The sequence below is a fragment of the Rhizobium sp. P2_G2 genome (genome assembly GCF_056403555.1).
Genome location: NZ_JBFUFF010000007.1, coordinates 1 through 23,754 on the forward strand (window position 1 = coordinate 1; position 23,754 = coordinate 23,754).

Below are 23,754 nucleotides of genomic sequence, written 5' to 3' on the forward strand. Positions count from 1 at the left end.
CTCCTCTTCCAGCGCCTTCAGACGCTTGGCCTCGGACACTTCCATGCCGCCGTATTTGGCTTTCCAATTGTAAAATGTCGCTTCGGAAACTCCGTGCTTGCGGCACAGGTCGGCTACCTTCGCGCCAGCCTCCTGCTCCTTCAGAACCGCAATAATCTGCTCTTCCGTAAATCTCTGCTTCTTCATGCGTCCGTCCTTCAATGGGCCGGACTCTAATCCATTCTGGAGGAAATTACCCGTGGCAGGTCAGAGCCTCCAGGATCAGCTCCGGGTGTTCGCTGACACCGTTGGTGGTGTGCTGGCATTCTTCCTGCAACTTGAGAGCCTGTTGAAATGGAAAATTGCGGAAACCTAACACGAGCAGATGCTCTAGAAGAAAGTGAGTGAGACCAATTTCTACCTAATCAAAAGCAATAATTGGGGGAGCGCTGTGTTGGCGTCAAACCAAGGCGTTTGCGCGCAATAGAGTGATTGTTGGCGGATTCGTTTTGTCTGAAAGGCACGCCCGCCACTGAACTCGGCGCAATCGTTGTGCGGGAGACGCTGCAGCGCGCCGGGCTTTCGGGCGACAAAATTGGCGCTGTGGTCATGGGCGACGTTATCCAGGCGGGCAACCGGATGAATCCGGCAAGGCAAGCTTCGGTCGGCGGCGGCCCCTATGTGGTGGAGGAAGCCTATCCGCTCGACGTGCCGCTGGCGCCGAAATCCTTCGCTGTCAGCGAATTGAGGCCCTGATCCTATCTGCCGGAAGCGGGAACCGGCTCAGGACAAAGACAGGCTCCAAAAACAGGGAATTTAAGCGCGCAGAGCGATTGCGACGCGCTTAAGCGATCCAACGCCACCTGGTGTCCGTAGACATACTATCGCGTATCGGCGGGATCGCATGCTTTACAAGCAAGCGGCAAAATCCGATAAGCGAGGTGTGGTGACGGATATAAGCGTAGGTCAATGAAGAAAATTCTCCCTTGCGCGCTCCTGCTATTGGCAGGATGCGCCAGGCAGCCGGGTGATATTGTCGCGGTGTCGGTTCCAACCGATTCCTACACACAGATGCGCTGCCAGGATCTCACGACGCAGAAGGCGGACAAGCAGCAACAGCTCGACGCGCTCTCCGACAAGCAGGCCGAAGTCGCCAATCGCGATGCAGCCTGGATGGCGATGGTGCATGTGCCGGTCGCGTCCATGACACAGGGCGACAATGCCGACGAAATCGGGCGGCTGAAAGGCGAGGTCAGCGCCATCGATCAGGCCTATCAGTCCAAGGGCTGCACCACCCAGGTTGAGACGCCAATCGACAAAAAGCCCAAGATGGATAGCGAGCCCAGGAAGAAGTAGTCAGCGGCCGAACAGGATCGACAGCAGACGGTCGCAGCCCTGCGACAGCATCTGGTAGACCGTCTCGAAATCGCCTTCGTCGCCGTAATACGGATCCGGCACGTCGCGCTTCTGGCCGCTGACGAAATCCATGAACAGGTGGATGTCGGCGACCGAATCATGCGGTGCGATCTTAACGAGATCACGCAGGTTGCTGCGGTCCATGGCGAAGATCATGTCGAAATCATTGAAATCGACGGTCCGCACCTTTCGCGCCCTGAGGCCTGAAATATCGATTCCATGCCGATATGCCACCGCAATCGAGCGCGGGTCGGGCGCATCACCGTAATGCCATCCGCCGGTGCCGGCCGAATCAACCTCGACCAGCCTGCCAAGGCCCAGCGCCTCCGCCTTTGTCCGCAAAATCGCCTCGCTCAGGGGCGAGCGGCAAATATTGCCGAGACAAACAAACAGAATTCGCCTTTTATCCATGATAGACTGCCACGAAAAGGGAGACGGGCGATGAATCGAGAGAGACTTAGCAATAGTGAGATCGAGGCCATGCTACAAGCGTTGGGCGGCTGGACGCTCAGCGAGGACGGACTGGCAATTAAGAAAAGCTTTAAGTTTGCCAGCTTCATCCAGGCCTTCGGCTTCATGGCCGAATGCGCAATATTTGCCGAGAAGATCGACCATCATCCGGAATGGTTCAATGTCTACCGCACCGTCGATGTGACGCTCACCACCCATTCGGCCAAGGGCCTAAGCCAGCTCGACGTCGATTTCGCCGCTTTCATGGAGCGTGCCGCAAGCCACCATTGAATCCGGCAAAACCCTCACCATATCGCTACCTCGGGTGTGTCGCATCTACTTGGAGCCGGTCTGCTGGCTCCAGACGGATGCGATACGCTTTGGGTCGATGAGGACTGAGATGGACGACGTCAAACACGGTGAAATCCTGCTGCCCGGCGAGGAAGCCGACACCGAGAAGAAGGCGAAGAAGGTCAAAGCCGGCTTCTGGCCGGTGTTCAAGCGCGCCGTCAGGCAAATCCCATTTGCCCGTGACGTCGTGGCTGCCTTCTATTGCGCAATGGATCCCGCGACGCCCACGCGCGTCCGGGCGATCCTGCTCGGCGCGCTTGCCTATTTCATCCTGCCTTTCGACGCGATTCCGGACATGCTGGCAGTGGTCGGTTTCACCGACGATATTGCCATTCTGGGCGCCGCAATCGCCGCCGTGCGCGGCCATATGCGCGTGGAGCATTATGAAAGGGCTGACAAAGCTCTTGCCGAGGAATCCAAGGGCGGCTGAGTACAAGTGTCTCAGTGGAGAGACCGCCCCTGCCCAATTCTTGCCCCAATCTTTGCCTCTGTGAGCAACAGTTTATGATCGGTCGCGAAACCTTCAGGCGCGGTCTGTCGTATCTCATCTCGATTGTTCCGGTTCGGAACAATATTCAGGCAGTTGAGGCCGGTATTGACGGTTTGGTAACCTGAATTAAGTCACAATAAATGCAAAAAGTGGTGCACTGTCTCTAGCGTGCCGGCCTCGAGTAAAATCGGAAGGAAATCATGTTCGCGAAAAAACTGGCTGCCGCCCTTCTGGCCGTCATGGCTGTTGCCTCATTCACCGATGCCGCGTCTGCGGCCAAAAAGATCAAGAAAGAGCCCGTACAGGCGTCTACTCCGGCTCCGACCCGCATCGAGCAGTTCCAGGCCTGGGGCGCTTATTTCTACAAGAACAGTACCGGCAAGGTTTGCTATGTCTTGACGGTGCCGGATCCGAAGCAGTCGACCCCGGCGAAGGTCGACCATGGCGACGTCTTCTTCCTGGTGACGCAACGTCCCGGCCAGAACATTTCCTATGAGCCGCAGGCGATGGTGGGCTACGACCTGCAGCCCGGCTCGAAGGTGACGGTCACGGTCGACAGCAAGCCTTTCACCATGTTCACCAAGGGCCGCTCCGCCTGGCTTGAAAACGCCGCCGAGGAGCCGGCGCTGGTGGCCGCCCTGCGTTCCGGTCACCAGATGACCATGGGCGCCGTCTCCGGCAAGGGCACCAAGACCGGCTATGTCTTCTCGCTGAAAGGCATTTCGGCCGCGCTGAAGAAAATTGAGCGGTGCCAGTAAAGGCATCCGCTTCCACACTGATTTCGAGGCCGGGCTTGCCCGGCCTTTGCATTTTATGGTTCAGGGATGACTCCGCCGCAAAACAGTGGTAAAGGGCGCCCAATTTCCCCATATCCAGGGACTTGCCGCGACCGGAAATTGTTCGGCGATGCGCGGCGCATAGGAATTCAGACATGACTGCAATGGAAGCATTGAGCCCGGCCGCTCAGAAATCCCCGGCCGTTTCGCCGGCGATGTTCGAAAACCGCCCGTCGCTGATCGGCCTGACGCGCGAAGAAGTCGCCGAGGCGCTGGTCGAAAAAGGCGTGCCGGAACGCCAGGTGAAGATGCGCGTCCAACAGATCTGGCACTGGCTCTATATCCGCGGCATTTCCGATTTCGATGACATGCTCAATGTCTCCAAGGATCTGCGCACGCTGCTCAAGACCCATTTCACCATTGCCCGGCCGGAAATTGTTGAGGAACAGATTTCCAATGACGGCACCCGCAAATGGCTGCTCCGCTTCCCGCCGCGTGGTGCCGGCCGGCCGGTCGAGGTCGAGACCGTTTATATTCCCGAAGAGGGCCGCGGCACGCTTTGCGTCTCCTCTCAGGTCGGCTGTTCGCTCACCTGCGATTTCTGTCATACCGGCACACAGCGCCTGGTTCGCAATCTGACGTCGGAGGAAATCCTCTCCCAGCTGCTGCTCGCCCGCGATCGGCTGGGCGATTTCCCCGACAAGGAAACGCCGGCTGGCGCCATCGTCCCCGCCGAGGGCCGCAAGGTCTCCAATATGGTGATGATGGGCATGGGCGAGCCGCTCTACAATTTCGACAACGTCAAGACGGCGCTGCTGATCGCCTCGGACGGTGACGGCCTGTCGCTTTCCAAGCGCCGCATCACGCTCTCCACGTCCGGCGTCGTGCCGGAAATCTACCGCACCGGTTCGGAGACCGGGGTCATGCTGGCCATTTCGCTGCATGCCGTGCGCGATGATCTGCGCGACAAGCTGGTGCCGATCAACAAAAAGTTTCCGCTCAAGGAATTGATGGAGGCCTGCCGCGCCTATCCGAGCCTGTCGAATGCCCGTCGCATCACCTTCGAATATGTGATGCTCAAGGGTGTCAACGATAGCCTCGACGACGCCCGGGAATTGACCAAGCTGCTGAGGGGCGTGCCAGCCAAGATCAACCTCATCCCCTTCAACCCCTGGCCGGGCTCGAAATATGAATGCTCCGACTGGGAGACGATCGAGGCTTTCGCCGATTTCATCAACCAGGCCGGCTATGCCTCGCCGATCCGCACCCCGCGCGGCCGCGATATCCTGGCCGCTTGCGGCCAGCTGAAATCGGAATCCGAGCGCATGCGCAAGACCGACCGCCTTGCCTTCGAAGCGATGATGATCGCCAACCACGGCGAAGATTGAAACTTCCTCGATGATATCATAGATTGATACTGCATGGAGCTGAGTGGCAAACACAGGGCGACGTTGTTGGCGATCTTCGCTGATCCCGTGCGATCGAACATAGCTTGGCGGGATATAGAATTGCTTTTCCTGGCATGCGGCGGTGAAATCGCGGAAGGGCAAGGCTCTCGAATACGAGTCGCGCTGAATGGCGTACGCGCAGTGTTCCATCGGCCGCATCCGCAGAAGGAAACAGACAAAGGCGCAGTGAAATCGGTGCGACGGTTCCTGCTCGAAGCGGAGGTAAAACCGTGAATATGATGCACTACAAAGGCTATGAGGCCATCATCGAATTCGATGAGGAGGCCGAGATTTTCCACGGCGAAATCATCAATCTCCGCGATGTCATCACGTTCCAGGGCAATTCCGCACAGGAACTGAAATCCGCCATGGCGGACTCGATCGAAGACTACCTGGCATTTTGCGCCGAGCGCGGTGAGGAACCGGAAAAGCCATATTCCGGCCAGTTCGTCATCCGCACCGAGCCAACTCTGCACCGCGCCTTGTCTGCCGCAGCCAGACGAGAAGGGGTCAGCCTCAACAAGTGGGTAACGAAAACCTTAGAACGAGCTGTCGCGAATTAGCCAACGGCACCCGCACCATCATGCTGCATGGCGGTGAGATCATGCTCGATGTCGGCAGCGACAACCGCAAGAACATGCAGGTCGAGGATCTGATCACCATGTTCCGCAAGATAAGCGGCCAGACGCTGGAGACAATGCATCGCTGATCGGCTGACGTCTGAGTTCAGCGCCCACAATTTGCCTGTTTCACATAGGACGAACTTCATATCCGGAGCGGAGACCTTGCCATGCTTTCGCGTCGATTTCTTCTTGTAGGCGGATCGGCCGCGGCCGCTATCGGCCTGTTCTCGGCGTTCAGACGTCCAGCCTCCGCCGGAACATTGCCTGCGGAACCCTGGGCGGGAAAGCTGATCGCTGCGGCACAAACGCAGATCGGCGTGACGCTGCTCTATGACGCCTCCTATACCCGGATATCCTATCCAGGCGGCGATGTGCCTCGCTTCCGCGGTGTCTGTACCGACGTGATCGTCCGCGCCTATCGCGACGGCCTGAACATCGACCTGCAGCGCCTCGTACACGAGGACATGCTGCGCGCCTTCTCCGCCTATCCGAAGACCTGGGGACTAAGCCACGCCGACAGCAATATCGACCATCGCCGCGTGCCCAACCTACAGACCTACCTGAAGCGCCACGGCGCCCAACTGCCGGTGCCGGACGATGCTCTCGGCTACGCACCCGGCGATATCGTGACGCAGATGCTGCCGGGGGGCAGGCCGCATATCCTCATCGTCTCCAATCTGCTGAGCGAGGACGGCGGACGGCCGCTGATGATCCATAATATCGGCTGGGGCGCGCGCCTGGCAGATGCGCTCTTCGGCTATCCGATCACCGGTCGCTACCGCTTTTCGGGCTGAACTTCCCTCACCGATTATTTTTCCGGTCCCATGTCGATCCGCGCGAAAGCCGTTCGTTACCGCGTTGCATCGTCAACACGGGGGAGTAGACCCATGGCCTTTCATGTCACAGCGCTTTACGCATCGATCCTGGCGATCGCCGGCATCGTCCTTTCCATCATTGTCTCGACCAAGCGCGGCAAAGTCGGCGTCGCGATCCTCGACGGCGGCAATGCCGATCTGGCCGTCTGGATGCGGCGGCACGGCAATTTCGTCGAATATGTGCCCTTCACCCTGTTCATGATGGCGCTTGCCGAAGCCGCCGGCATGCCGTCGAAATGGGTGCATGTCATCGGCATCGTGCTGCTCATCTCGCGCCTCATCCATCCCATCGGGCTCAATGCGACATATCCGGCCAATCCGCTGCGGGTCCTGGGTGCCGTCGGCACGCATCTTTGCGTCCTTGCCTGCGTGGTTTTCCTGCTATGGTCGCTCTACTGAAATTTTTCTGCGGCTGATGTCGATTTCGAAAACTTCGTTCGTCACCCTTTCACTCGACGGCAAGGCCGGGCGGGTCAAACAACAGAGGAGACCGAAATGAAATATATCGCTTTGATCTACATGGATTCCGCAAACCCGGTCCTGCCGGAGACGGCGGAATTCGGCAAAATGATGGGCGGCTACCAGAACGCCACCGACACCTATAAGAACGACGGTGTCTGGGTGGCGGGCGATGCCCTGCAGTCGGTGACCACCGCAACTACCGTGCGCGTCCGCGGCGGCAAGACCGAGACGATGGACGGTCCCTTCGCCGAGACCAAGGAACAGCTCGGCGGCTTCTATATTCTCGACTGCGCCAATCTCGACGATGCGATCAAATATGCGTCGCTCATTCCGCATGCGGCCAATGGCTCCGTCGAGCTTCGCCCGATCATGGTGTTCGATCACTGATGCATGACGTTGGCGAGAAGGCGTCCGTTGCCAAGGCGATCGATCGTATCGCGCGCCTCGATGGCGGGCGCCTTCTCTCCAGTCTCGTCGGCACGATCCGCAATTTCCAGCTGGCCGAGGACAGTCTGCAGGATGCGCTGGAATCGGCCCTGATCCATTGGAACCGCAACGGCTTGCCGGCCGCGCCGAATGCCTGGCTGATGCAGACCGCCAAGCGCAAGGCGATCGACCGCTTGCGCCGCTCGGCCAATTTCCGTTCGAAATCGGGCGAGATCGCGCATCTTATCGAAATGGAAAATGCCTCCGTCATGGACGACGACCCCGACCCGTTCGGCGATGAGCGGCTGAAGCTGGTCTTCACCTGCTGCCATCCCGCGCTCGACAGCAAGACCTGCGTGGCACTGACCCTGCGCTCCGTCTGCGGCTTGAAGACCGAAGAAATCGCCGATGCCTTTCTCGACGGCCATGACGCCATGGCCCAGCGCCTGGTTCGCGCCCGCCACAAGATCGCCGCCGCCGGCATCGCCTATGAAGTTCCCGGTCCGGACGGTTGGGCGGAACGGCTCGAAAGCGTGCTCGCTGTCGTCTATCTGATCTTCAACGAAGGTTACGCGTCGGGCGGTGACAACCACATTCGTAGCGACCTTTGTGAAGAAGCGATCCGGCTCGGGCGGCTCCTGACGCAGCTCCGCCCCAATGAAGGCGAGATCGAAGGCCTGCTGGCGCTGATGCTGCTGCATCACGCGCGGCGCAATGCCCGGCTGGGTGCGAAGGGCGAAATCCTGTCGCTGGAAGACCAAGACCGATCGCTTTGGCAGAAGGGTGAAATCGCCGAAGGGATCGCCATTCTCGAACGCGCGCTCCGGCATGGCCGGCCGGGTCCCTACCAGCTGCAAGCTGCGATCATCGCCGTGCATGCAGAAGCGCCAAGTTTCGCCGAAACGAACTGGGCTGAGATCGCGCTGCTCTATCGCGAGCTGGCGCGCACCGCCAACAATCCGGTCTATGAGCTCAACCGCATCGTCGCCCTCTCCTATGTCGAGGGACCGAACGCGGCGCTCGCTTTGCTGCAACCGATTGCCCAGGCGCTGGTGCAATACCAGCCCTTCTATGCGGTGCAGGCCGATCTCCTGGCCCGCACGGGGCAGGCCGATGCCGCAAGGCTCGCCTACCAGACCGCCATCCGCCTGTCGCAATCCGATGCAGAGCGGCARTTCCTCACGCGGAAGATGGAAATGCTTGGCTCAGCGGCGACTTCCGCCTAAGCTGCGCGCTCGGAGCAGTGGAGGCACCTATGCCGAGTCCGTCCGTTTCAACCGCCTTGAAGCCGATCCTGATTTCGGCGGAGCCGCAGCTCTTCGTCGGCGACATCAGCCTATCGATCGATTTCTACACGAAGACGCTCGGCTTCGACGTGATTTTCGCCTATGGCGAGCCACCCTTCTATGCTCAGGTTGGCCGGGATGGCGCACGGCTCAATCTGCGCCATGTCGACGGCGCCGTCTTCGACGCCGGTTTCCGCAAACGGGAAGAGGACGCGCTGAGCGCCGCGATCACCGTCAACGATGCCAAGGCGCTTTATGAAGAGTTTCGCACCGCCGATGCGCCGTTCCATCAGCACCTGCGCCGCGAGCCGTGGGGATCGGATACGTTCATCGTCCGCGATCCCGACGGCAATCTTCTGGCTTTCGCCAGTTGACGCCTACCGCGCCTGCGTCATCCAGATCTTGACCGCAAACAGCGAGAACACGCCGGCGAAGGTGTAATCGATGCCGCGCAGGACACTGCGGTTCCGCTGCAGCCAGCCGGACAGCCACTGGGCCGTCAGTACGACGAGAATGTTGACGGGCATGCCGATGACGATGAACCAGAGGCCGAGGAAGATCAGCTTGCCGGTCACATGCGGATCGCCGGCATGGACGAATTGCGGCAGGAAGGTCATGAAGAAGATGATGACCTTGGGATTGAGCAGGTTGACACCCAACCCTGTCAAGAAATTCTTGCGCGCGCCGTTGGACGGGCCGGCAGCGCGCTTCACCGACAAGCTGGAACCCTTGCGGATCGCCTGAATGGCGAGCCAGACGAGATAACCGGCGCCGCCCGTTTTCAGCACCATGAACGCCGTGGGCGAAGCGACAATCAGCGCCGACACGCCGAACGCCACCAGCATGGTGTGCACCACGACGCCGCATGTGGTGCCGAGGACGACCCACATGGCGCCGAGCCGGCCATCGGCGAGCGCCCGGCTGATCGAAATCGTCATATCCGGGCCGGGCGTGATCGCGAGAATCCAGCCCATCACCGTGAACGTGGCGATGGTGGCGAAATCGGGCAGGAACGTCATTATTTCAGGTCCTTGGCGAGAAATTCCTTGAATGCCTCGGCATAGTCAGGATGCCAGCGCGACAGCGGCGGCCTGTTTTCGATAATGTCGTGCGCGGCCCAATAGATACGCTTTTCGTCAAGCGAACGCGGCACGTCATTGTCCGGGCAGAGGATATAGAAATCGCCGAGAGAGAGTGAGTCCATCATGAACTCGATCGTCTGTTCCGGCGTCCAGGCGGCGGCGGGCTTCTCAGTCCGTCCACCCGTCGTCAGTCCTGTGAAGACGAAGCCGGGGATCAGCAGATGCGCCGAGACGGCGCTGCCGGGCGTGTTGCGCAATTCGTGCTGCAGCGCTTCGGTGAAGACTTTCACGCCGGCCTTGGCGGTGTTGTAGGCCGGGTCGCCGGGCGGTGTGGTGATGCCCTGCTTGGAACCGGTATTGATGATCACAGCCGTCTCGCCATGCGCCAGCATTTTCGGCCCAAAGGTGCGCGAACCGTAGATCACGCCCCAGAGATTCACGTGGAACACTTTTTCCCAATCCTCGAGCGGCCCGAATATCGAGCTTCCCGGACCGATACCGGCATTGTTCATCAGCACATGCACTTTGCCGAAGCGCTTTTCGGTGTCCTCTGCCATGATTTCGATGTCAGCCAGATTGGCGACATCCGTCGGGATGCCGATAATGGCATCGGCGCCGCGTGGAGACAGCGCCATCACCGCCTTTTCCGCCTCTTCCAGCCGATCACTGCCAAGGTCGGCGAGCACGACATTGAGGCCCAGCCTGGCAAAACTCTTCGCCGCGGCAAGGCCGATGCCGGAGGCGGCGCCGGTGATGACGGCGGTATTGCCGGATTTGAACACGGGATGGAAATCTGACATGGGTCGCTCCTGCTGGATTGCCAGTTCGCTGGGGGCCGGAACAGAGGCTTTCACCTATAGCCGGTATTCATTTCACGATTAAACCAAGCGCAACGTCACTTCCATCCCTTCCAAAGACAATTCCGAAAGCTTGCTGGCAGGCAGGGCGGCTATCGCCGATTCAGAAGGCGCGTCAGCGCATCGCCTCGAAAAATAAGAATGTGGTCGTGGAACTTCACTTGCAGCCTTCGGTAGTATGCAGCACTCTGCGGTGGGGGAAGACTGCTGAGCAGCGACGCTTTGCGCCACGCGGGCATCGACCAATCCATGGAGAACAAGAGGATGGACAAGCAGGACGTCATAGAACTCTTCGCACATCTGGAACACGGCGAAGGCACAAAGTTTTTCGACCATGTTGCGGATGATGTTGACTGGATTGTCCAAGGCACGCACCCGCTCGCCGGCCATTATCATTCAAAGCAGGCTTTCCAGGCGGGCACGTTCGCCAAGCTCTACAAGGTCCTGCCGCAGGGCACACAGCTCGTGGTGCAGAACGTGCTCATCGACGGCGATTGGGCGATTGTCGAGCTGCGCTCGATGGCGACGGCCAGGAATGAAATGCGGTTCGACAACCACTATTGCTGGCTCTGCCGCTTTGCCGACAAGCAGATCGTGGAAGTCCGGGCCTATCTCGACAGCTGGCTGGTGGGCGAGCTCTTCCGTCAGAACCCGATCGATGCGGGCGCGCCGGCCACAGCCTGATCGATGGGCAGTCGAGCCGCGAAGGCCACCTCATTTGCATTGCCGACGCGGCCCGCCGTCATAGGGCTGATACGTATTGTCCCCTGCGTCGTAGGAATGATAGCGGCTRGCACAGGATCTGGCATGGGCGCCGTCGTCGACGATCGAGGGCTCGTTATAGGAGGCTGCCTGAACCTCCGCCTGGCTCTCATTGCCTGTCACCTCGGATGGCTGCTGGGCAGTTGCGGCAGTACTGTCCAGGCCGGTTTCCGTCGCCACGATATCCAACTTCGGCGACACGCAGCGACGCCAGCCACCACTATAGGGCTTATACGTGTCGTCGGCCGGGCGGTAGGACGCATAGCGACGCGAACACCACTCGATATGCGCCTGCTGGCTCGGATCGACCGTCTGACTGGGTTCTATGGCCCCCGTGGTCATGTCGTCCACGCCACCTTGCGCGTCCGCCCCTGGCAGATTCGTACCGTTTCGAGGCGAATATGCCACGTTCCCCTCGATACCCGCCTTGTTTGTGGTGGTGACTGTCTCGGTACCGGGCTGGCGTCGCGCCGGCAGCCGTGTCAGCACTTGCCGCTCGCGATGGACCAGCATCGGCTCGCTTGTCCAAAGGGATGCCGTATCCATATTCTGCGGCTTGAGTTGCGTCGTGCCGTGGGAAAAGGTGGCGCCGGTCACCACGCCGCCGAGATAGGTCGCAACGGACAGAAGCAGACCCGCTATCAGAGCTGCGATCGTCTTCATTGGCCTTCTCCTGATTGACTTGTTGGTGGAGGAATGTTTCACGCCGAATCCGGTTCCCGATTTTCGGCCGGCCGCACCGCACCGGCGATCACGGATTCCTGCCGCCGGTAACCTGTCGCGACTCCGTGCTCGGAAAACCAACAACATTCATCGCCCGAACCCGCGCAGCGCCGATGTCGCTAGGGCTTGCAACTGCCGCCAATCAGGCTAAAAGACCGCATTTCCTCGCCTCAACAGTGGAACACGTACATGGCGCTCCCCAAAGACGTAAAGAAAGTCGTGCTGGCCTATTCGGGCGGCCTCGACACCTCGATCATCCTCAAATGGCTGCAGACCGAACTCGGCGCCGAGGTCGTGACCTTCACCGCCGATCTCGGCCAGGGCGAGGAACTGGAGCCGGCGCGCAAGAAAGCTGAAATGCTCGGCATCAAGGAGATCTTCATCGAGGACGTGCGCGAGGAATTCGTCCGCGATTTCGTCTTCCCGATGTTCCGCGCCAATGCCGTCTATGAAGGCGTCTACCTGCTCGGCACCTCGATCGCCCGTCCGCTGATCTCCAAGCATCTTGTCGAGATCGCCAAGAAGACCGGCGCCGACGCCATTGCCCATGGCGCCACAGGCAAGGGCAACGACCAGGTCCGCTTCGAACTCTCAGCTTATGCGCTGAACCCGGACATCAAGGTCATCGCCCCCTGGCGCGAATGGTCGTTCAAGAGCCGCACCGACCTGCTCGAATTCGCCGAAAAGCACCAGATTCCGGTCGCCAAGGACAAGAAGGGCGAGGCCCCCTTCTCCGTCGACGCCAACCTCCTGCACTCCTCCTCCGAAGGCAAGGTGCTGGAAGATCCGTCCCAGGAAGCACCGGAATATGTGCACATGCGCACCATTTCGCCGGAAGCCGCCCCTGACAAGGCCACCGTCATCAAGATCGGCTTCGAAAAGGGCGACGCCGTGTCGATCAATGGCGAGCGCATGAGCCCCGCCACCCTGCTTGCCACGCTCAACAATTACGGCCGCGACAATGGCATCGGCCGTCTCGACCTGGTCGAAAACCGCTTCGTCGGCATGAAATCGCGCGGTGTCTACGAGACCCCCGGCGGCACCATCCTGCTCACCGCCCATCGCGCGATCGAGTCGATCACGCTGGATCGCGGCGCGGCGCACCTCAAGGACGATCTGATGCCGCGCTATGCCGAGCTCATCTATTACGGCTTCTGGTTCTCGCCGGAGCGCGAAATGCTGCAGGCCGCGATCGACCTGTCGCAGCGCCATGTCGAAGGCGAAGTGACGCTGAAGCTCTACAAGGGCAATGTCATGGTCACCGGCCGCGAGAGCCCGAAATCGCTCTATTCCGACCAGCTCGTCACCTTCGAGGACGACCAGGGCGCCTACGACCAGAAGGACGCAGCCGGCTTCATCAAGCTCAACGCGCTACGTCTCAGGACGCTCGGCAAGCGTAACCTGAAGGTCTGATCGCTAAGAATTGGAGTTGAGAGGCGGCGGAGCAATCCGCCGCTTTTTATGCGATGACCGCTTCGACGACCGGCTCCTGCGCCGGCTTGTCGGCCAGCAGCCCCTGCAGATTGTTGCGCACCGTCTTCAGCGCCGCCTGAAACACCTTGCGGGTTTCGGCGTCGAGACCGTTCTGGATCTGGTCGAACAGTTTCGACGTTTCCTGCTGGACGCTGGCCAGCATGCGGTCGGCATCGTCAGTCGTGCGCACGTTCTTGGCGCGCCGGTCACTGGGGTCCTGACAGCGGGCGATGAGATTGAGCTTCTCCAAGCGATCGAGATAGGCACAGACGGTCATCGGCTCGACGCCCATGCGGTCGGCGATAATGTTCTGCCGCGCGCCTTCCGTAGCGGCGACATAGACAAGCGTGCGCGCCTCGGCCGGGGTGATGTCGAGCCCCGCCTCCGTAATGCGCCGCTCGAAGGCGACGCGGAGCAGGCGGGCGGTCTCGGTGATCAGGAATCCGAGCGAGTCAGGATTGGCTTTCAGCGGCATGTTTTGGTCTCGGTTAATAATAAGATAAACTTATTATATATTGTTATGGTTTTCAAGCGAAAACGTGATGGGAGATTTCCGTAGCAGGTGTTGGGCGCAGTCGCAATTCCGTTGTCTTTGCGCCTATATAGGCGGGAGACCGATTTTTGATTTGCAAGGAAGACCAGAAATGACGGACGTTAATGCCCTAAACCAAGCGATTTTCACCTGGGATGGACCGCATGGCCTGCCTCGTTTCGATCAGGTGAAAGACGAGGATTTCAAACCCGCCTTCGACCATGCGCTTGCCGCCCACGATGCGGAAATCGACGAGATCGCCAACAATCCGGAAGCGCCGACCTTCGCCAACACGATCACCGCCCTGGAAATCGCCGGCGATGCTCTGTCGCGGGTTTCCGCGCTCTTCTGGAACAAGGCCGGATCCGACGCCAATGACACGATCCAGCATCTCGAGCGGGAAATCTCGCCGGAAATGTCGCGGCACTATTCGCGCATAGGCCAGAACGAGACATTGTTCAAGCGCATCGACACGCTCTGGGAAAGCCGCGACACGCTCGGCCTGACGCTCGAAGAGACCCGCGTGCTGGAGCGTCACTGGAAAGGTTTCGTGAAATCCGGCGCCAAGCTGCCGAAGGAGCAGCAGCAGCGCTTGGCCGCCATCAATGAGCGGCTGGCGAGCCTCGGCGCCAATTTCGGCCAGAACGTGCTCGCCGACGAGAAGAGCTGGGTGCTGTATCTCTCGACGGAGGAGGAACTTGCCGGCCTGCCCGAATTCCTGCGCGACGCGATGGCGGGTGCGGCCGCCAACCACGGCGAGGCGGGCAAATTCGCCGTCACGCTGTCGCGCTCGATCATCGAACCCTTCCTGACCTTCTCGGACAATCGCGATCTGCGCGAACAGGCTTTTCGGGCCTGGATCGCCCGCGGTGAGAACGAAGGCCCCACCGACAACCGCGCCATCATCGCCGAGACGCTTGCGCTCCGCGCCGAGAAGGCAAAGCTGCTCGGCTATCCGCATTTTGCCGCGCTCAAGCTCGACAATACCATGGCCAAGACAGCCGAGAACGTGAACGGCCTGTTGATGCAGGTCTGGGAAAAGGCACGGCTCCGGGCGCTTGAGGAAGAGGCCGATCTTGCCCGCGTGATCGCCGAGGATGGCAAAAACCATTCCGTCGAGCCCTGGGACTGGCGCCACTATGCCGAAAAGCTGCGGACGCAGAAATTCAATTTCTCCGAAGGCGAACTGAAGCCCTATCTGCAGCTCGAAAAGATCATCGACGCCTGCTTCGCCACCGCGTCGCGGCTTTTCGCCATCAAGGCGGTTCCGCGCACGGATATTGCCGGCTATCACCCTGATGTCCGGGTCTTCGAGATCCGCGATTTCAACGGCAACCTGATTGCGCTGTTCCTCGGCGACTATTTTGCCCGGCCGTCGAAACGCTCCGGCGCCTGGATGAGCTCGTTCCAGAGCCAGCATAAGCTGACACTGAAGAATGGCGCGCACGGCGAAATACCGATCATCTACAATGTCTGCAATTTCGCCAAGCCGGCCGAGGGTCGTCCGGCGCTGCTGTCGCTCGACGATGCCCGCACGCTGTTCCACGAATTCGGCCATGCCCTGCATGGCATGCTCTCCAACGTCACCTACCCGTCGGTTTCCGGCACGGGCGTGGCGCGCGATTTTGTCGAGCTGCCGTCGCAGCTCTATGAACATTGGTTGACAGTGCCGGCGATCCTCAAGGAATTCGCCGTGCACTATGAGACCGGCGTGCCGATGCCCGAGGCGCTGCTCGACAAGGTGCTGGCAGCCCGTACCTTCAATTCCGGCTTCGCTACCGTGGAATTCACCTCTTCGGCCCTGGTCGACATGGCCTTCCACACCCGCGAACCCACCGAACCGCCGATGACGGTCGAGCGCGAAGTGCTTGTGGAGATCGGCATGCCGTCTTCGATCGTCATGCGCCACCGCACGCCGCATTTTTCCCACGTCTTCTCCGGCGACGGCTATTCGGCCGGCTACTATTCCTACATGTGGTCGGAAGTGCTCGACGCCGACGCCTTCGACGCCTTCATGGAAACCGGCAACCCGTTCAATCCGGAAACGGCGAAGAAACTGAAGGACAACATCTACTCGGCCGGCGGCTCGGTCGATCCGGAAGACGCCTACAAGGCCTTCCGCGGCAAGCTGCCGAGCCCGGATGCCATGTTGAGGAAGAAGGGATTGGCCGCCTAATCTTTCTTCGGCTGCGGCATATCGGCATGGCGGCGGATCATTTCCACTCGCCATGCGGCTTCGGAGCTACGGCCCATTCACCAGCGCCAAAATCGATTGGTGGACATTGCCGCCATCGGCGAGTTCAGCGCGATCGAAATCACGGTTGCGCTGTTGATGCGCGGCCGAAAGCGCCGCCAGCCGCCTCGTCAATTCAGTTCGAATTTTTGTGCAGTCCGGATCGTCCGGGACGGTCAACCCGACGCTCGTGGTTTCGATCTGCTGGGCCAGCTCCACGATCATCGCGCCATGCTGTCGCTCATGCGCACGCACGCCGGTGATGAACCGTTCCCAGTTGCCACGAACGCCTGACGGCAGCGAGGTCGACGGCTTGGGCAAAGCGTAGGTGATCGTCAATTTCGGCCACGCCGAAACCAGCATGCAGGCACGGTCCCGGGGCTGGTAATCTCTCGTCCAGGTCAGCTTGAAACTGGTATGAGCGATGACGCGCTGTCCATTGGTAGCCTTCGGGCCATGCTTTCCAATCGAAGCATAGAGTTCGGCACCGGTCCTGCCGGAAATCGCGTAGGTCCTGATGACTTCGACCGCCTTCCAATCCTCAGCCATCACCGCGGATGGCGCGAAGCAAGCGACCACCAGCGTCATCTTGGCGAAATTGGACAAAAAAGCGCCCCAACAATACACAGACAATTCAGTCACAATCGCTGGCATCCTCTTCTAACCGCCTGAAAACGTGATGTTATCTTTGTCACAAAAGCATAACGGAAACATCATCGCTTATTTACCGCCCTGACACGAATTCCCTGTTTGCTCCGCGCTTCGGCGCACGCACCCGCCGACAGACAGGAGAGATCAATGTCGAACATCTTCAATTCCGTCACCCGTCGCACGCTGCTCAAGGGCAGCGCCGCCACGAGCCTGACCATGTCGGGCCTCGCCACCCCCTTCTATGCCCGCGCCGCCAGTGCGCCCGCCTTCACCCACGGTGTTCAGTCCGGCGATGTCGATGCCGGTTCCGGCATGATCTGGACGCGCGTCGACCGCCCCTCGCGCATCATGATGGAAGTCTCGACCGTCGAGAGTTTCAAGGACCCGATCCGTCTGCCGCCGATGAACGCACTGCCGGACACCGACTTCACCGTCAAGCGCCTGGTCGAGAACCTGCCGTCCGACCAGGAGATCTTCTACCGCTTCACCGCTGCCGACCTGCAGGACATCAATGTCGTCTCGCAGCCCATCACCGGCCGTTTCCGCACCGGCCCGTCGTCGCGCCGCAGCGTCCGCTTCGCCTGGTCGGGCGACACGGTCGGCCAAGGCTGGGGCATCGATGACAAGGGCATGTATTCCTATTCGACGATCGCCAAGCACCAGCCAGATTTCTTCATCCATTCCGGCGACACCATCTATGCCGATGGCCCGCTCAAGGAAAGCATCGACCTTAAGGATGGCACCAAATGGGTCAACAAGGTGATCACCCCGGAAAAGACCAAGGTCGCCGAAACGCTCGACGAATATCGCGGCCAGTGGAAATACAACATGATGGACGAACATGTCCGTGCGCTCTCGGAAATCTGTCCCACGTTCTTTCAGTGGGACGATCATGAAGTACTCAACAACTGGTCTTCCTCCAAGGACCTGTCGCACGACGACCGCTACAAGGAAAAGTCGATCTTCCTGCTCTCGGCCCGCGCCGCCCAGGCCTTCCACGAGATGACGCCGATCCGCTACCAGCCGGCCGAGCCGGGCCGGGTCTATCGTAAAATCTCCTATGGCCCGATGCTCGACGTGTTCTTCCTCGACCTTCGCACCTATCGCGGCCCGAACGGTCCGGACATGGAAACGGTTTTGGACGACAAGTCGCGCATTATCGGCGCCGAACAGGTCCGCTGGCTGAAGCGCGAACTCGCCAATTCCCGCGCCACCTGGAAGGTGCTGGCCTGCGACATGCCGCTCAGCCTCGTGGTCTGGAATACCTTCGACAAGGACAACAAGGGGCATGGCGCAGAAGCCGTCTCTAATGGCGACAACGGCGCGCCGAAGGGCCGCGAGCTCGAAATCGCCGATCTCCTGCGCTTCATCAAGGACGCCAATATCAACAACACGATCTGGCTGACGGCGGACGTGCACTATACTGCCGCTCACTACTACAATCCGAGCAAGGCGCAGTTCCAGGACTTCAACCCGTTCTGGGAATTCGTCTCCGGCCCGATCCATGCCGGCACCTTCGGCCCCAACGAACTCGACATGACCTTCGGCCCGGAAGTGAAGTTCATCAGCGCGCCGACCAAGGAACAGGGCCAGAACCTGCCGCCGTCAGCCGGCCTGCAATTCTTCGGCCTGATCGATATCGACAGCGCCACCGAACAGCTGACTGTGCGGCTGATGAACCGCGACGACAAGGAACTGTGGAAGGTGACGCTCGATCCGGTCCGCACGGCCTGATCGGCTCATTCCGGCATCGACGAGGCGCACTCCTATGCGCCTCGTCTCTCCCCCGAATAAATCTCTCTCCCACACCGTTCCTGCTCCAGCCGCGCGACGATTTTTCTGCTGCGCAAAACAACGGATGCGCTAGTCTCGCGAAGAAGGGACTGGAGGGGATGATGGTGGATACGACGGGCGAACGCAGAACCGGCTGGCTGGGCGGCACCGTCGGCGTCATTCTCGTTATCATGGGTCTGATCTGCCTTAGCGTCGGTGGCACACCCTTCAGCTTCGTCCTGTCCGACTGGATCGCGCACGGCTACGTCTTCGAAAATATCGAGATGGCCTTCGATTGGGTGTTCGGCCTCATCGGCGCGGGCATCATCGCGCTCGGCCTGGTCTTCTTCGGGATTTTTCTGCGTATCGTCCGCTGGCCCGTGGGCAGCCTGCTGCTGTCGATCATCGCTGCCGGATTCCTGCTCGCCACCTTCCTGATCTATTCGCGCACCGGCAATCCACCTGACAGCATCGAGATCGTCATTCTTGAGGGCCTGTGCATTCTCGGCCTGTTCGTCGTGGCACTGCCGCCCTTCCTGCACTGGCTCCTGGCCCGGCGGCGGGCAGCGGTCGCCGGCAATCTGCCAAAGGCGCCTTGACATGACCGAGCCGACGGCAAGCATTCCGGGATCGCCGACACCGCGCGGCAACGCGCCGGTGGTCATCCGTTTCATCCTCGCTATCCTGCTCGGCATACCCGGGATCGTCGGTCTTATCGCCTTCAGCATGCTGCTTGGCGACTGGCTGCACAACGGCTTTCAATTCGATCGATCGCCCTATTCGTTCACATCTCTCATCCTGATCGCCGCCGAGAGCGGCGTCTGCTTCTCAGTACTGGCCGTCGGCATCATCCTCCGTTATGCCCGCTGGAAGGCGGCGCCGACGGCGAGCCTGGTCCTGGCGATCCTGTCGGCCGTGGTGATCGTTGTCGGCTACCAATTGATGATCGATTGCCTGGGACCGGAGGATACCGACGACCAGCAGGTGGCCATGGTGTTTTCCGTCCTCGGCCTGATCCTGATTTCCGTACCACCGCTGCTCCATTGGTGGAAGGCAGGCAAAATCCGGTCCTGAGCCAGCGAATTAAGCGCGATTCGCCTTTATCGGCCCGCCCCCTTTCGCAAATGCAAAAAAGAAGGTAAGAGGCCGCCAAATGAATTGGCGCCCCCTCCCAGCATTGCGCCCCAAGCTCAGAGATTTGTCCGATGAAGATTCGCAATATCGCGATTATTGCTCACGTTGACCATGGCAAAACGACGCTGGTCGACGAACTCCTGAAACAGTCCGGTTCCTTCCGCGAAAACCAGCGCGTTGCAGAACGCGTGATGGATTCCAATGACCTCGAAAAGGAACGCGGCATCACCATTCTCGCCAAGGCGACGTCGGTCGAATGGCACGGTCACCGCATCAACATTGTCGACACGCCCGGCCACGCCGATTTCGGCGGCGAAGTCGAGCGCATCCTCTCCATGGTGGACGGCGCCATCGTCCTCGTCGACTCCTCCGAAGGCCCGATGCCGCAGACCAAGTTCGTGGTCGGCAAGGCACTCAAGGTCGGCCTCAGGCCCATCGTGGCGATCAACAAGATCGACCGCCCGGATGCACGCCACGAGGAAGTCGTCAACGAAGTCTTCGACCTCTTCGCCAATCTCGACGCCACCGACGAGCAGCTCGATTTCCCCATCCTTTACGGTTCGGGCCGCGCCGGCTGGATGAACTACAATCCGGAAGGTCCGACCGAAGAAGGCTTGGCCCCCTTGCTCGACCTCGTGCTCAAGCACGTTCCGGAGCCGAGCGTCGGCGAGGCGGACGGCGCCTTCCGCATGATCGGCACGATCCTCGAAGCCAATCCCTTCCTCGGCCGCATTATCACCGGCCGTATCCATTCCGGCTCGATCAAGCCGAACCAGTCCGTCAAGGTGCTCGGCCAGGACGGCAAGCAGATCGAAACCGGCCGTATCTCGAAAATCCTCGCCTTCCGCGGCATCGAGCGCACGCCGATCGATGAAGCCCATGCGGGCGACATCGTCGCCATTGCCGGCCTGTCCAAGGGCACGGTCGCCGACACGTTCTGTGATCCTTCGGTCACCGAAGCGCTGCATGCCCAGCCGATCGACCCGCCGACCGTGACCATGTCCTTCATCGTCAATGACAGCCCGCTTGCCGGCACCGAAGGCGACAAGGTGACGAGCCGCGTCATCCGCGACCGCCTGCTCAAGGAAGCCGAAGGCAATGTGGCGCTGAAGATCGAAGAGGCCGAAGGCAAGGATTCCTTCTACGTCTCCGGCCGCGGCGAACTGCAGCTCGCGGTTCTCATCGAAACCATGCRCCGCGAAGGTTTCGAACTCGCTGTCTCGCGTCCGCGCGTCGTCATGCACAAGGACGATGCCGGCACGCTGCTCGAGCCGATCGAAGAAGTTGTCATCGACGTCGATGAGGACCATTCCGGCGTCGTCGTGCAGAAGATGAGCGAACGCAAGGCCGAAATGGTCGAGCTGCGTCCCTCCGGCGGCGGCCGCGTCCGCCTGCGCTTCTTCGCCCCGACCCGCGGCCTGATCGGTTATCAGTCGGAACTGCTGACCGACACCCGTGGCACCGCGATCATGAACCGCCTGTTCCACGATTATCAGCCCTTCAAGGGCAATATCGGTGGCCGCGTCAACGGCGTTCTGCTCGCCAATGCCGCCGGCGAAGCTGTGGCTTATGCGCTGTTCAACCTCGAAGACCGCGGCCCGATGATCATCGATCCGGGCGAGAAGGTCTATATGGGCATGATCGTCGGCATCCACACGCGCGACAACGACCTCGAAGTCAACGTGCTCAAGGGCAAGCAGCTGACCAACATCCGTTCGGTCAACAAGGACGAGGCCGTCAAGCTAACCCCGCCGATCCGCATGACGCTCGACCGTGCGCTTTCCTGGATCCAGGAAGACGAACTGGTCGAGGTGACACCGAAGTCGATCCGCCTGCGCAAGATGTTCCTCGACGCCAACGACCGCAAGCGCTTTGACAAACAGAAGGCGGCCGGCGCCGCCTGATCCCTGCGGATCGGATGTGATTTTCTGCACCGGGCGCCTCCACAGGCTCCCGGTTTTTGCATATCGCTGACCAGTTGTGGCGCTTGACATGCCCCAAACTTGCGGCGTCTAAGACGGCAGTCATCACTGTCGCAGGTACTTGGATGAAGACGCCTTATTCTGATCTCCCGCCGGAGCGCTATTGGAAGACGGGCGTCGCCGAACTTCATCCGTCCACGATACAAAACCTCTACCGGAAGAAATTCCCGATCGCGGCGACCGACAGGATTGCCACCGCGGGCAGCTGCTTTGCCCAGCATGTCGCGCGCCACATGCGGGCACGCGGCTACAACATCCTCGATGTCGAGCCGCCGATCGAAGGCACACCGCACGACATTGCGCAGAAATATGGCTACCTCGTCTATTCCGCGCGCTACGGCAATATCTACACCGCCCGGCAGCTGCTGCAGCTCCTGCAGGACGCCGACACGCTGGAAGTTCGCGACGAGGACATCTGGGAAAAGGACGGCCGGTACTTTGACGGCCTGCGGCCCAGCGTCGAGCCTGGCGGCTTGCCAACCAGAGAGGAAGTCAAGGCGCAGCGCCTCGATCATCTCAAGCGCGTCGATCGCCTGATGCGCGAGACGGACGTGCTGGTGTTCACGCTCGGCCTGACCGAAGCTTGGAAACATAGCGAGAGCGGCACGGTTTATCCGACCTGCCCCGGCGTGCTCGCCGGTGCGTTCGACAACCGCCGCCACGAATTCGTCAATTTCGATTTCGTCGATGTCTATCGGGACATGAAAAAAGCCCGCAAGATCCTCAAGGCGATAAACCCTTCGATCCGGCTGCTCCTCACCGTATCGCCCGTGCCGCTCACAGCCACTGCGTCGACCGACCATGTGCTGGCGGCGACGACCTATTCCAAGTCCGTCCTGCGCGCCGTCTGCGGTTCGCTGACGAAGGAATTCGACGATATCGACTATTTCCCGTCGTTCGAGATCATTGCATCGCCGTTTTCCAAGGGCTTCTTTTACGAGCCCAATATGCGCAGCATCACGGAAATGGGCGTCGAGACCGTGATGAAGGTGTTCTTTTCCGAACATTCCGACGTCGGCGCCCCACCTGCGTCGCGCAAGCGCAAAGGTCAGAGCAACCGCAGGGACGTCATCTGCGAAGGCGCGCTGCTTGAGGCATTCGCCAAATGAGCACCAGGGGATGCGTGATCGGCAATTCCCATGTTGCCGCGCTCAAGCTCGGCTGGCAGGCAGTGAAGGCTGATTACCCGGAGATCGAGCTCGATTTCTTCGCCGGCCCGAGACAGCGCCTCGGCAAGACATTCGTCCGCAAGGGCGTCCTGACGACAAAGGACGAAATCGTGGCCGAAAATCTCCGGCTGACCGGCGGCAGCGACAAGATCGACCTTCGATCCTATGATTTCTTCTGCGTCTCCGGCGGCGGCGCCAGCTCCCGAATCCTGCTGCTGATGCAGGCCAATCACATGCCCTACGGCGGCGCCAATTCGGGGGAGATGTATATATCCGAAGCCTATCTTCGGGCGTGCTACGAAGCTCGCCTGCGAAGCTCGGCAGCAAAGCATCTGGTCGACCTTCTGACCGCAGCCTCTACGGCGCCGGTTTTCTACGTCCCGGATCCACATCTCAGCAATGAGCGGGATGTGCTGGCGCGTTCCCTGGACGCCGTGTTGAAAGTGGAGGCGCGGAATGGTTTTGACCTTTCTCGGGCGATTTTCACCGAGACGGTCGAAAGCGTCTTCTCGAATGCCACGGAAATCCTGTTCCAACTACCGGAGACGCTGGACGGCCCACTGCTGACGAAAGTGGAGTTTGCGCGTGGTCCCGGTCTCTCCCAAGCGACGGATCAGGCGGACGAGGAGCCGGAAGAGTCCGAATTCGGCGACATTTTCCACCTCAACAGCCAATACGGCGCCTTGTTCTGGGCGGAATTCTTCCGGCAACATCAGTTGAGTGGCGACGCCTGAATTCGGAAATCCACCGATTCTTCCGGCAAAATTTCCTGTCCGGTTCATCCGCAAGGCCGCGCGCTCC

The 23,754-nt window shown here is 60.3% G+C and carries 28 protein-coding genes and 2 pseudogenes; 23 read left to right on the forward strand and 7 right to left on the reverse strand.

What is annotated here, in order from left to right; translation table 11 throughout:
• A partial coding sequence (locus tag AC1D06_RS08115) for a transposase (RefSeq protein ID WP_477985856.1) occupies positions 1-186 on the reverse strand: 186 nt, incomplete at its 3' end.
• Positions 187-471: 285 nt separating this feature from the next.
• On the opposite strand from AC1D06_RS08115, the pseudogene AC1D06_RS08120 reads away from it, so the two are divergent.
• Positions 472-654: pseudogene (locus tag AC1D06_RS08120) on the forward strand (thiolase family protein); the annotation flags it as partial.
• A gap of 294 nt (positions 655-948) precedes the next feature.
• The gene (locus AC1D06_RS08125; protein WP_477985857.1) at positions 949-1,335 is read left to right on the forward strand and encodes a hypothetical protein; all 387 of its coding nucleotides are present in this window, start codon (positions 949-951) and stop codon (positions 1,333-1,335) included.
• Here the strand turns inward: AC1D06_RS08125 and AC1D06_RS08130 are convergent, their stop codons facing one another.
• Positions 1,336-1,806 (reverse strand): low molecular weight protein-tyrosine-phosphatase, encoded by a 471-nt coding sequence (locus tag AC1D06_RS08130; protein WP_477985858.1) that lies wholly within the window; start codon positions 1,804-1,806, stop codon positions 1,336-1,338.
• Positions 1,807-1,836: 30 nt separating this feature from the next.
• On the opposite strand from AC1D06_RS08130, the gene AC1D06_RS08135 reads away from it, so the two are divergent.
• The 12 genes and pseudogenes from AC1D06_RS08135 (at position 1,837) to AC1D06_RS08190 (ending at position 8,956) form a co-directional block, all read left to right on the forward strand.
• Complete coding sequence (locus tag AC1D06_RS08135; RefSeq protein ID WP_477874949.1) at positions 1,837-2,136, forward strand: 4a-hydroxytetrahydrobiopterin dehydratase; 300 nt, start codon at positions 1,837-1,839, stop codon at positions 2,134-2,136.
• A 109-nt stretch (positions 2,137-2,245) separates the two neighbouring features.
• Positions 2,246-2,626 (forward strand): YkvA family protein, encoded by a 381-nt coding sequence (locus AC1D06_RS08140; protein ID WP_477985859.1) that lies wholly within the window; start codon positions 2,246-2,248, stop codon positions 2,624-2,626.
• Positions 2,627-2,886: 260 nt separating this feature from the next.
• The gene (locus AC1D06_RS08145; RefSeq protein WP_477985860.1) at positions 2,887-3,444 is read left to right on the forward strand and encodes an invasion associated locus B family protein; all 558 of its coding nucleotides are present in this window, start codon (positions 2,887-2,889) and stop codon (positions 3,442-3,444) included.
• A 233-nt stretch (positions 3,445-3,677) separates the two neighbouring features.
• Complete coding sequence (gene rlmN / locus AC1D06_RS08150) at positions 3,678-4,850, forward strand: dual-specificity RNA methyltransferase RlmN (RefSeq protein ID WP_477875133.1); 1,173 nt, start codon at positions 3,678-3,680, stop codon at positions 4,848-4,850.
• A gap of 33 nt (positions 4,851-4,883) precedes the next feature.
• Entirely contained in the window at positions 4,884-5,144 is a 261-nt protein-coding gene (locus AC1D06_RS08155) for a type II toxin-antitoxin system HicA family toxin (protein ID WP_477985861.1), read from the forward strand.
• A gap of 2 nt (positions 5,145-5,146) precedes the next feature.
• Entirely contained in the window at positions 5,147-5,473 is a 327-nt protein-coding gene (locus AC1D06_RS08160) for a type II toxin-antitoxin system HicB family antitoxin (protein ID WP_477875131.1), read from the forward strand.
• A gap of 5 nt (positions 5,474-5,478) precedes the next feature.
• Positions 5,479-5,619, forward strand: a pseudogene (locus AC1D06_RS08165) (ABC transporter ATP-binding protein); the annotation flags it as partial.
• Positions 5,620-5,700: 81 nt separating this feature from the next.
• Entirely contained in the window at positions 5,701-6,327 is a 627-nt protein-coding gene (locus AC1D06_RS08170) for a DUF1287 domain-containing protein (RefSeq protein WP_477985862.1), read from the forward strand.
• Between the two features lie 93 nt (positions 6,328-6,420).
• Positions 6,421-6,807, forward strand: coding sequence for an MAPEG family protein (locus AC1D06_RS08175; protein WP_477874939.1), 387 nt, complete (start codon positions 6,421-6,423; stop codon positions 6,805-6,807).
• Between the two features lie 96 nt (positions 6,808-6,903).
• Positions 6,904-7,257: a YciI family protein gene (locus AC1D06_RS08180; protein WP_477874937.1), complete on the forward strand. Its 354-nt coding sequence runs from the start codon at positions 6,904-6,906 to the stop codon at positions 7,255-7,257.
• Positions 7,257-8,522, forward strand: a complete 1,266-nt coding sequence (locus AC1D06_RS08185) for an RNA polymerase sigma factor (RefSeq protein WP_477985863.1) — start codon at positions 7,257-7,259, stop codon at positions 8,520-8,522. Before AC1D06_RS08180 ends, AC1D06_RS08185 begins: the two co-directional genes overlap by 1 nt.
• A 29-nt stretch (positions 8,523-8,551) precedes the next feature.
• Positions 8,552-8,956, forward strand: a complete 405-nt coding sequence (locus AC1D06_RS08190) for a VOC family protein (protein ID WP_477874933.1) — start codon at positions 8,552-8,554, stop codon at positions 8,954-8,956.
• Between the two features lie 3 nt (positions 8,957-8,959).
• Here the strand turns inward: AC1D06_RS08190 and AC1D06_RS08195 are convergent, their stop codons facing one another.
• Together AC1D06_RS08195 and AC1D06_RS08200 are read right to left on the reverse strand one after the other, a co-directional pair.
• Complete coding sequence (locus AC1D06_RS08195) at positions 8,960-9,601, reverse strand: LysE family translocator (RefSeq protein ID WP_477874931.1); 642 nt, start codon at positions 9,599-9,601, stop codon at positions 8,960-8,962.
• Positions 9,601-10,464, reverse strand: coding sequence for an SDR family NAD(P)-dependent oxidoreductase (locus AC1D06_RS08200; protein ID WP_477985864.1), 864 nt, complete (start codon positions 10,462-10,464; stop codon positions 9,601-9,603). Before AC1D06_RS08200 ends, AC1D06_RS08195 begins: the two co-directional genes overlap by 1 nt.
• A gap of 321 nt (positions 10,465-10,785) precedes the next feature.
• On the opposite strand from AC1D06_RS08200, the gene AC1D06_RS08205 reads away from it, so the two are divergent.
• Entirely contained in the window at positions 10,786-11,205 is a 420-nt protein-coding gene (locus AC1D06_RS08205) for a nuclear transport factor 2 family protein (protein WP_477985865.1), read from the forward strand.
• 30 nt (positions 11,206-11,235) lie between these two features.
• Here AC1D06_RS08205 and AC1D06_RS08210 read toward each other — a convergent pair whose 3' ends face one another.
• The gene (locus tag AC1D06_RS08210; RefSeq protein ID WP_477985866.1) at positions 11,236-11,946 is read right to left on the reverse strand and encodes a BA14K family protein; all 711 of its coding nucleotides are present in this window, start codon (positions 11,944-11,946) and stop codon (positions 11,236-11,238) included.
• Between the two features lie 249 nt (positions 11,947-12,195).
• Between AC1D06_RS08210 and AC1D06_RS08215 the strand changes: the two genes are divergently transcribed.
• The gene (locus AC1D06_RS08215; RefSeq protein ID WP_477985867.1) at positions 12,196-13,419 is read left to right on the forward strand and encodes an argininosuccinate synthase; all 1,224 of its coding nucleotides are present in this window, start codon (positions 12,196-12,198) and stop codon (positions 13,417-13,419) included.
• A 46-nt stretch (positions 13,420-13,465) separates the two neighbouring features.
• Here the strand turns inward: AC1D06_RS08215 and AC1D06_RS08220 are convergent, their stop codons facing one another.
• The gene (locus AC1D06_RS08220) at positions 13,466-13,954 is read right to left on the reverse strand and encodes a MarR family winged helix-turn-helix transcriptional regulator (protein ID WP_477874921.1); all 489 of its coding nucleotides are present in this window, start codon (positions 13,952-13,954) and stop codon (positions 13,466-13,468) included.
• Between the two features lie 169 nt (positions 13,955-14,123).
• Here AC1D06_RS08220 and AC1D06_RS08225 point away from each other — a divergent pair, with 169 nt between their 5' ends.
• A complete protein-coding gene (locus AC1D06_RS08225; RefSeq protein ID WP_477985868.1) occupies positions 14,124-16,187 on the forward strand; it encodes a M3 family metallopeptidase in 2,064 nt (687 codons plus the stop codon).
• A 66-nt stretch (positions 16,188-16,253) separates the two neighbouring features.
• On the opposite strand, the gene AC1D06_RS08230 is transcribed toward AC1D06_RS08225, so the two are convergent.
• The gene (locus AC1D06_RS08230) at positions 16,254-16,832 is read right to left on the reverse strand and encodes a DUF922 domain-containing Zn-dependent protease (RefSeq protein WP_477985968.1); all 579 of its coding nucleotides are present in this window, start codon (positions 16,830-16,832) and stop codon (positions 16,254-16,256) included.
• 210 nt (positions 16,833-17,042) lie between these two features.
• On the opposite strand from AC1D06_RS08230, the gene AC1D06_RS08235 reads away from it, so the two are divergent.
• From AC1D06_RS08235 to AC1D06_RS08260, 6 genes are all read left to right on the forward strand, one after another.
• The gene (locus AC1D06_RS08235; protein WP_477985869.1) at positions 17,043-18,629 is read left to right on the forward strand and encodes an alkaline phosphatase D family protein; all 1,587 of its coding nucleotides are present in this window, start codon (positions 17,043-17,045) and stop codon (positions 18,627-18,629) included.
• 161 nt (positions 18,630-18,790) lie between these two features.
• On the forward strand, positions 18,791-19,267 hold the full coding sequence (locus tag AC1D06_RS08240) for a hypothetical protein (RefSeq protein WP_477985870.1): 477 nt from the start codon (positions 18,791-18,793) through the stop codon (positions 19,265-19,267).
• Position 19,268: 1 nt separating this feature from the next.
• Positions 19,269-19,742: a hypothetical protein gene (locus tag AC1D06_RS08245; protein WP_477874913.1), complete on the forward strand. Its 474-nt coding sequence runs from the start codon at positions 19,269-19,271 to the stop codon at positions 19,740-19,742.
• 131 nt (positions 19,743-19,873) lie between these two features.
• Positions 19,874-21,706 (forward strand): translational GTPase TypA, encoded by a 1,833-nt coding sequence (gene typA, locus AC1D06_RS08250; protein ID WP_477985871.1) that lies wholly within the window; start codon positions 19,874-19,876, stop codon positions 21,704-21,706.
• Between the two features lie 143 nt (positions 21,707-21,849).
• Complete coding sequence (locus AC1D06_RS08255) at positions 21,850-22,893, forward strand: GSCFA domain-containing protein (RefSeq protein WP_477874909.1); 1,044 nt, start codon at positions 21,850-21,852, stop codon at positions 22,891-22,893.
• Positions 22,890-23,687 carry a hypothetical protein gene (locus AC1D06_RS08260; RefSeq protein ID WP_477985872.1) on the forward strand — a complete coding sequence of 266 codons (798 nt, stop codon included), beginning with the start codon at positions 22,890-22,892 and terminating at the stop codon, positions 23,685-23,687. The genes AC1D06_RS08255 and AC1D06_RS08260 overlap by 4 nt, the downstream gene beginning before the upstream one ends.
• Positions 23,688-23,754: the final 67 nt, after the last annotated feature.

Coding starts and splice junctions, on each gene's coding strand:
- AC1D06_RS08225 (WP_477985868.1), top strand. CDS start 14,124: ATGACGGACGTTAATGCCCTAAACCAAGCGATTTTCACCTGGGATGGA.
- AC1D06_RS08135 (WP_477874949.1), top strand. CDS start 1,837: ATGAATCGAGAGAGACTTAGCAATAGTGAGATCGAGGCCATGCTACAA.
- AC1D06_RS08220 (WP_477874921.1), bottom strand. CDS start 13,954: ATGCCGCTGAAAGCCAATCCTGACTCGCTCGGATTCCTGATCACCGAG.
- AC1D06_RS08230 (WP_477985968.1), bottom strand. CDS start 16,832: ATGACGCTGGTGGTCGCTTGCTTCGCGCCATCCGCGGTGATGGCTGAG.
- AC1D06_RS08155 (WP_477985861.1), top strand. CDS start 4,884: ATGGAGCTGAGTGGCAAACACAGGGCGACGTTGTTGGCGATCTTCGCT.
- AC1D06_RS08190 (WP_477874933.1), top strand. CDS start 8,552: ATGCCGAGTCCGTCCGTTTCAACCGCCTTGAAGCCGATCCTGATTTCG.
- rlmN (WP_477875133.1), top strand. CDS start 3,678: ATGTTCGAAAACCGCCCGTCGCTGATCGGCCTGACGCGCGAAGAAGTC.
- AC1D06_RS08130 (WP_477985858.1), bottom strand. CDS start 1,806: ATGGATAAAAGGCGAATTCTGTTTGTTTGTCTCGGCAATATTTGCCGC.
- AC1D06_RS08180 (WP_477874937.1), top strand. CDS start 6,904: ATGAAATATATCGCTTTGATCTACATGGATTCCGCAAACCCGGTCCTG.
- AC1D06_RS08245 (WP_477874913.1), top strand. CDS start 19,269: ATGACCGAGCCGACGGCAAGCATTCCGGGATCGCCGACACCGCGCGGC.
- AC1D06_RS08125 (WP_477985857.1), top strand. CDS start 949: ATGAAGAAAATTCTCCCTTGCGCGCTCCTGCTATTGGCAGGATGCGCC.
- AC1D06_RS08260 (WP_477985872.1), top strand. CDS start 22,890: ATGAGCACCAGGGGATGCGTGATCGGCAATTCCCATGTTGCCGCGCTC.
- AC1D06_RS08140 (WP_477985859.1), top strand. CDS start 2,246: ATGGACGACGTCAAACACGGTGAAATCCTGCTGCCCGGCGAGGAAGCC.
- AC1D06_RS08175 (WP_477874939.1), top strand. CDS start 6,421: ATGGCCTTTCATGTCACAGCGCTTTACGCATCGATCCTGGCGATCGCC.
- AC1D06_RS08255 (WP_477874909.1), top strand. CDS start 21,850: ATGAAGACGCCTTATTCTGATCTCCCGCCGGAGCGCTATTGGAAGACG.
- AC1D06_RS08195 (WP_477874931.1), bottom strand. CDS start 9,601: ATGACGTTCCTGCCCGATTTCGCCACCATCGCCACGTTCACGGTGATG.
- AC1D06_RS08205 (WP_477985865.1), top strand. CDS start 10,786: ATGGACAAGCAGGACGTCATAGAACTCTTCGCACATCTGGAACACGGC.
- AC1D06_RS08200 (WP_477985864.1), bottom strand. CDS start 10,464: ATGTCAGATTTCCATCCCGTGTTCAAATCCGGCAATACCGCCGTCATC.
- AC1D06_RS08170 (WP_477985862.1), top strand. CDS start 5,701: ATGCTTTCGCGTCGATTTCTTCTTGTAGGCGGATCGGCCGCGGCCGCT.
- AC1D06_RS08240 (WP_477985870.1), top strand. CDS start 18,791: ATGGTGGATACGACGGGCGAACGCAGAACCGGCTGGCTGGGCGGCACC.
- AC1D06_RS08235 (WP_477985869.1), top strand. CDS start 17,043: ATGTCGAACATCTTCAATTCCGTCACCCGTCGCACGCTGCTCAAGGGC.
- AC1D06_RS08215 (WP_477985867.1), top strand. CDS start 12,196: ATGGCGCTCCCCAAAGACGTAAAGAAAGTCGTGCTGGCCTATTCGGGC.
- AC1D06_RS08160 (WP_477875131.1), top strand. CDS start 5,147: ATGATGCACTACAAAGGCTATGAGGCCATCATCGAATTCGATGAGGAG.
- AC1D06_RS08145 (WP_477985860.1), top strand. CDS start 2,887: ATGTTCGCGAAAAAACTGGCTGCCGCCCTTCTGGCCGTCATGGCTGTT.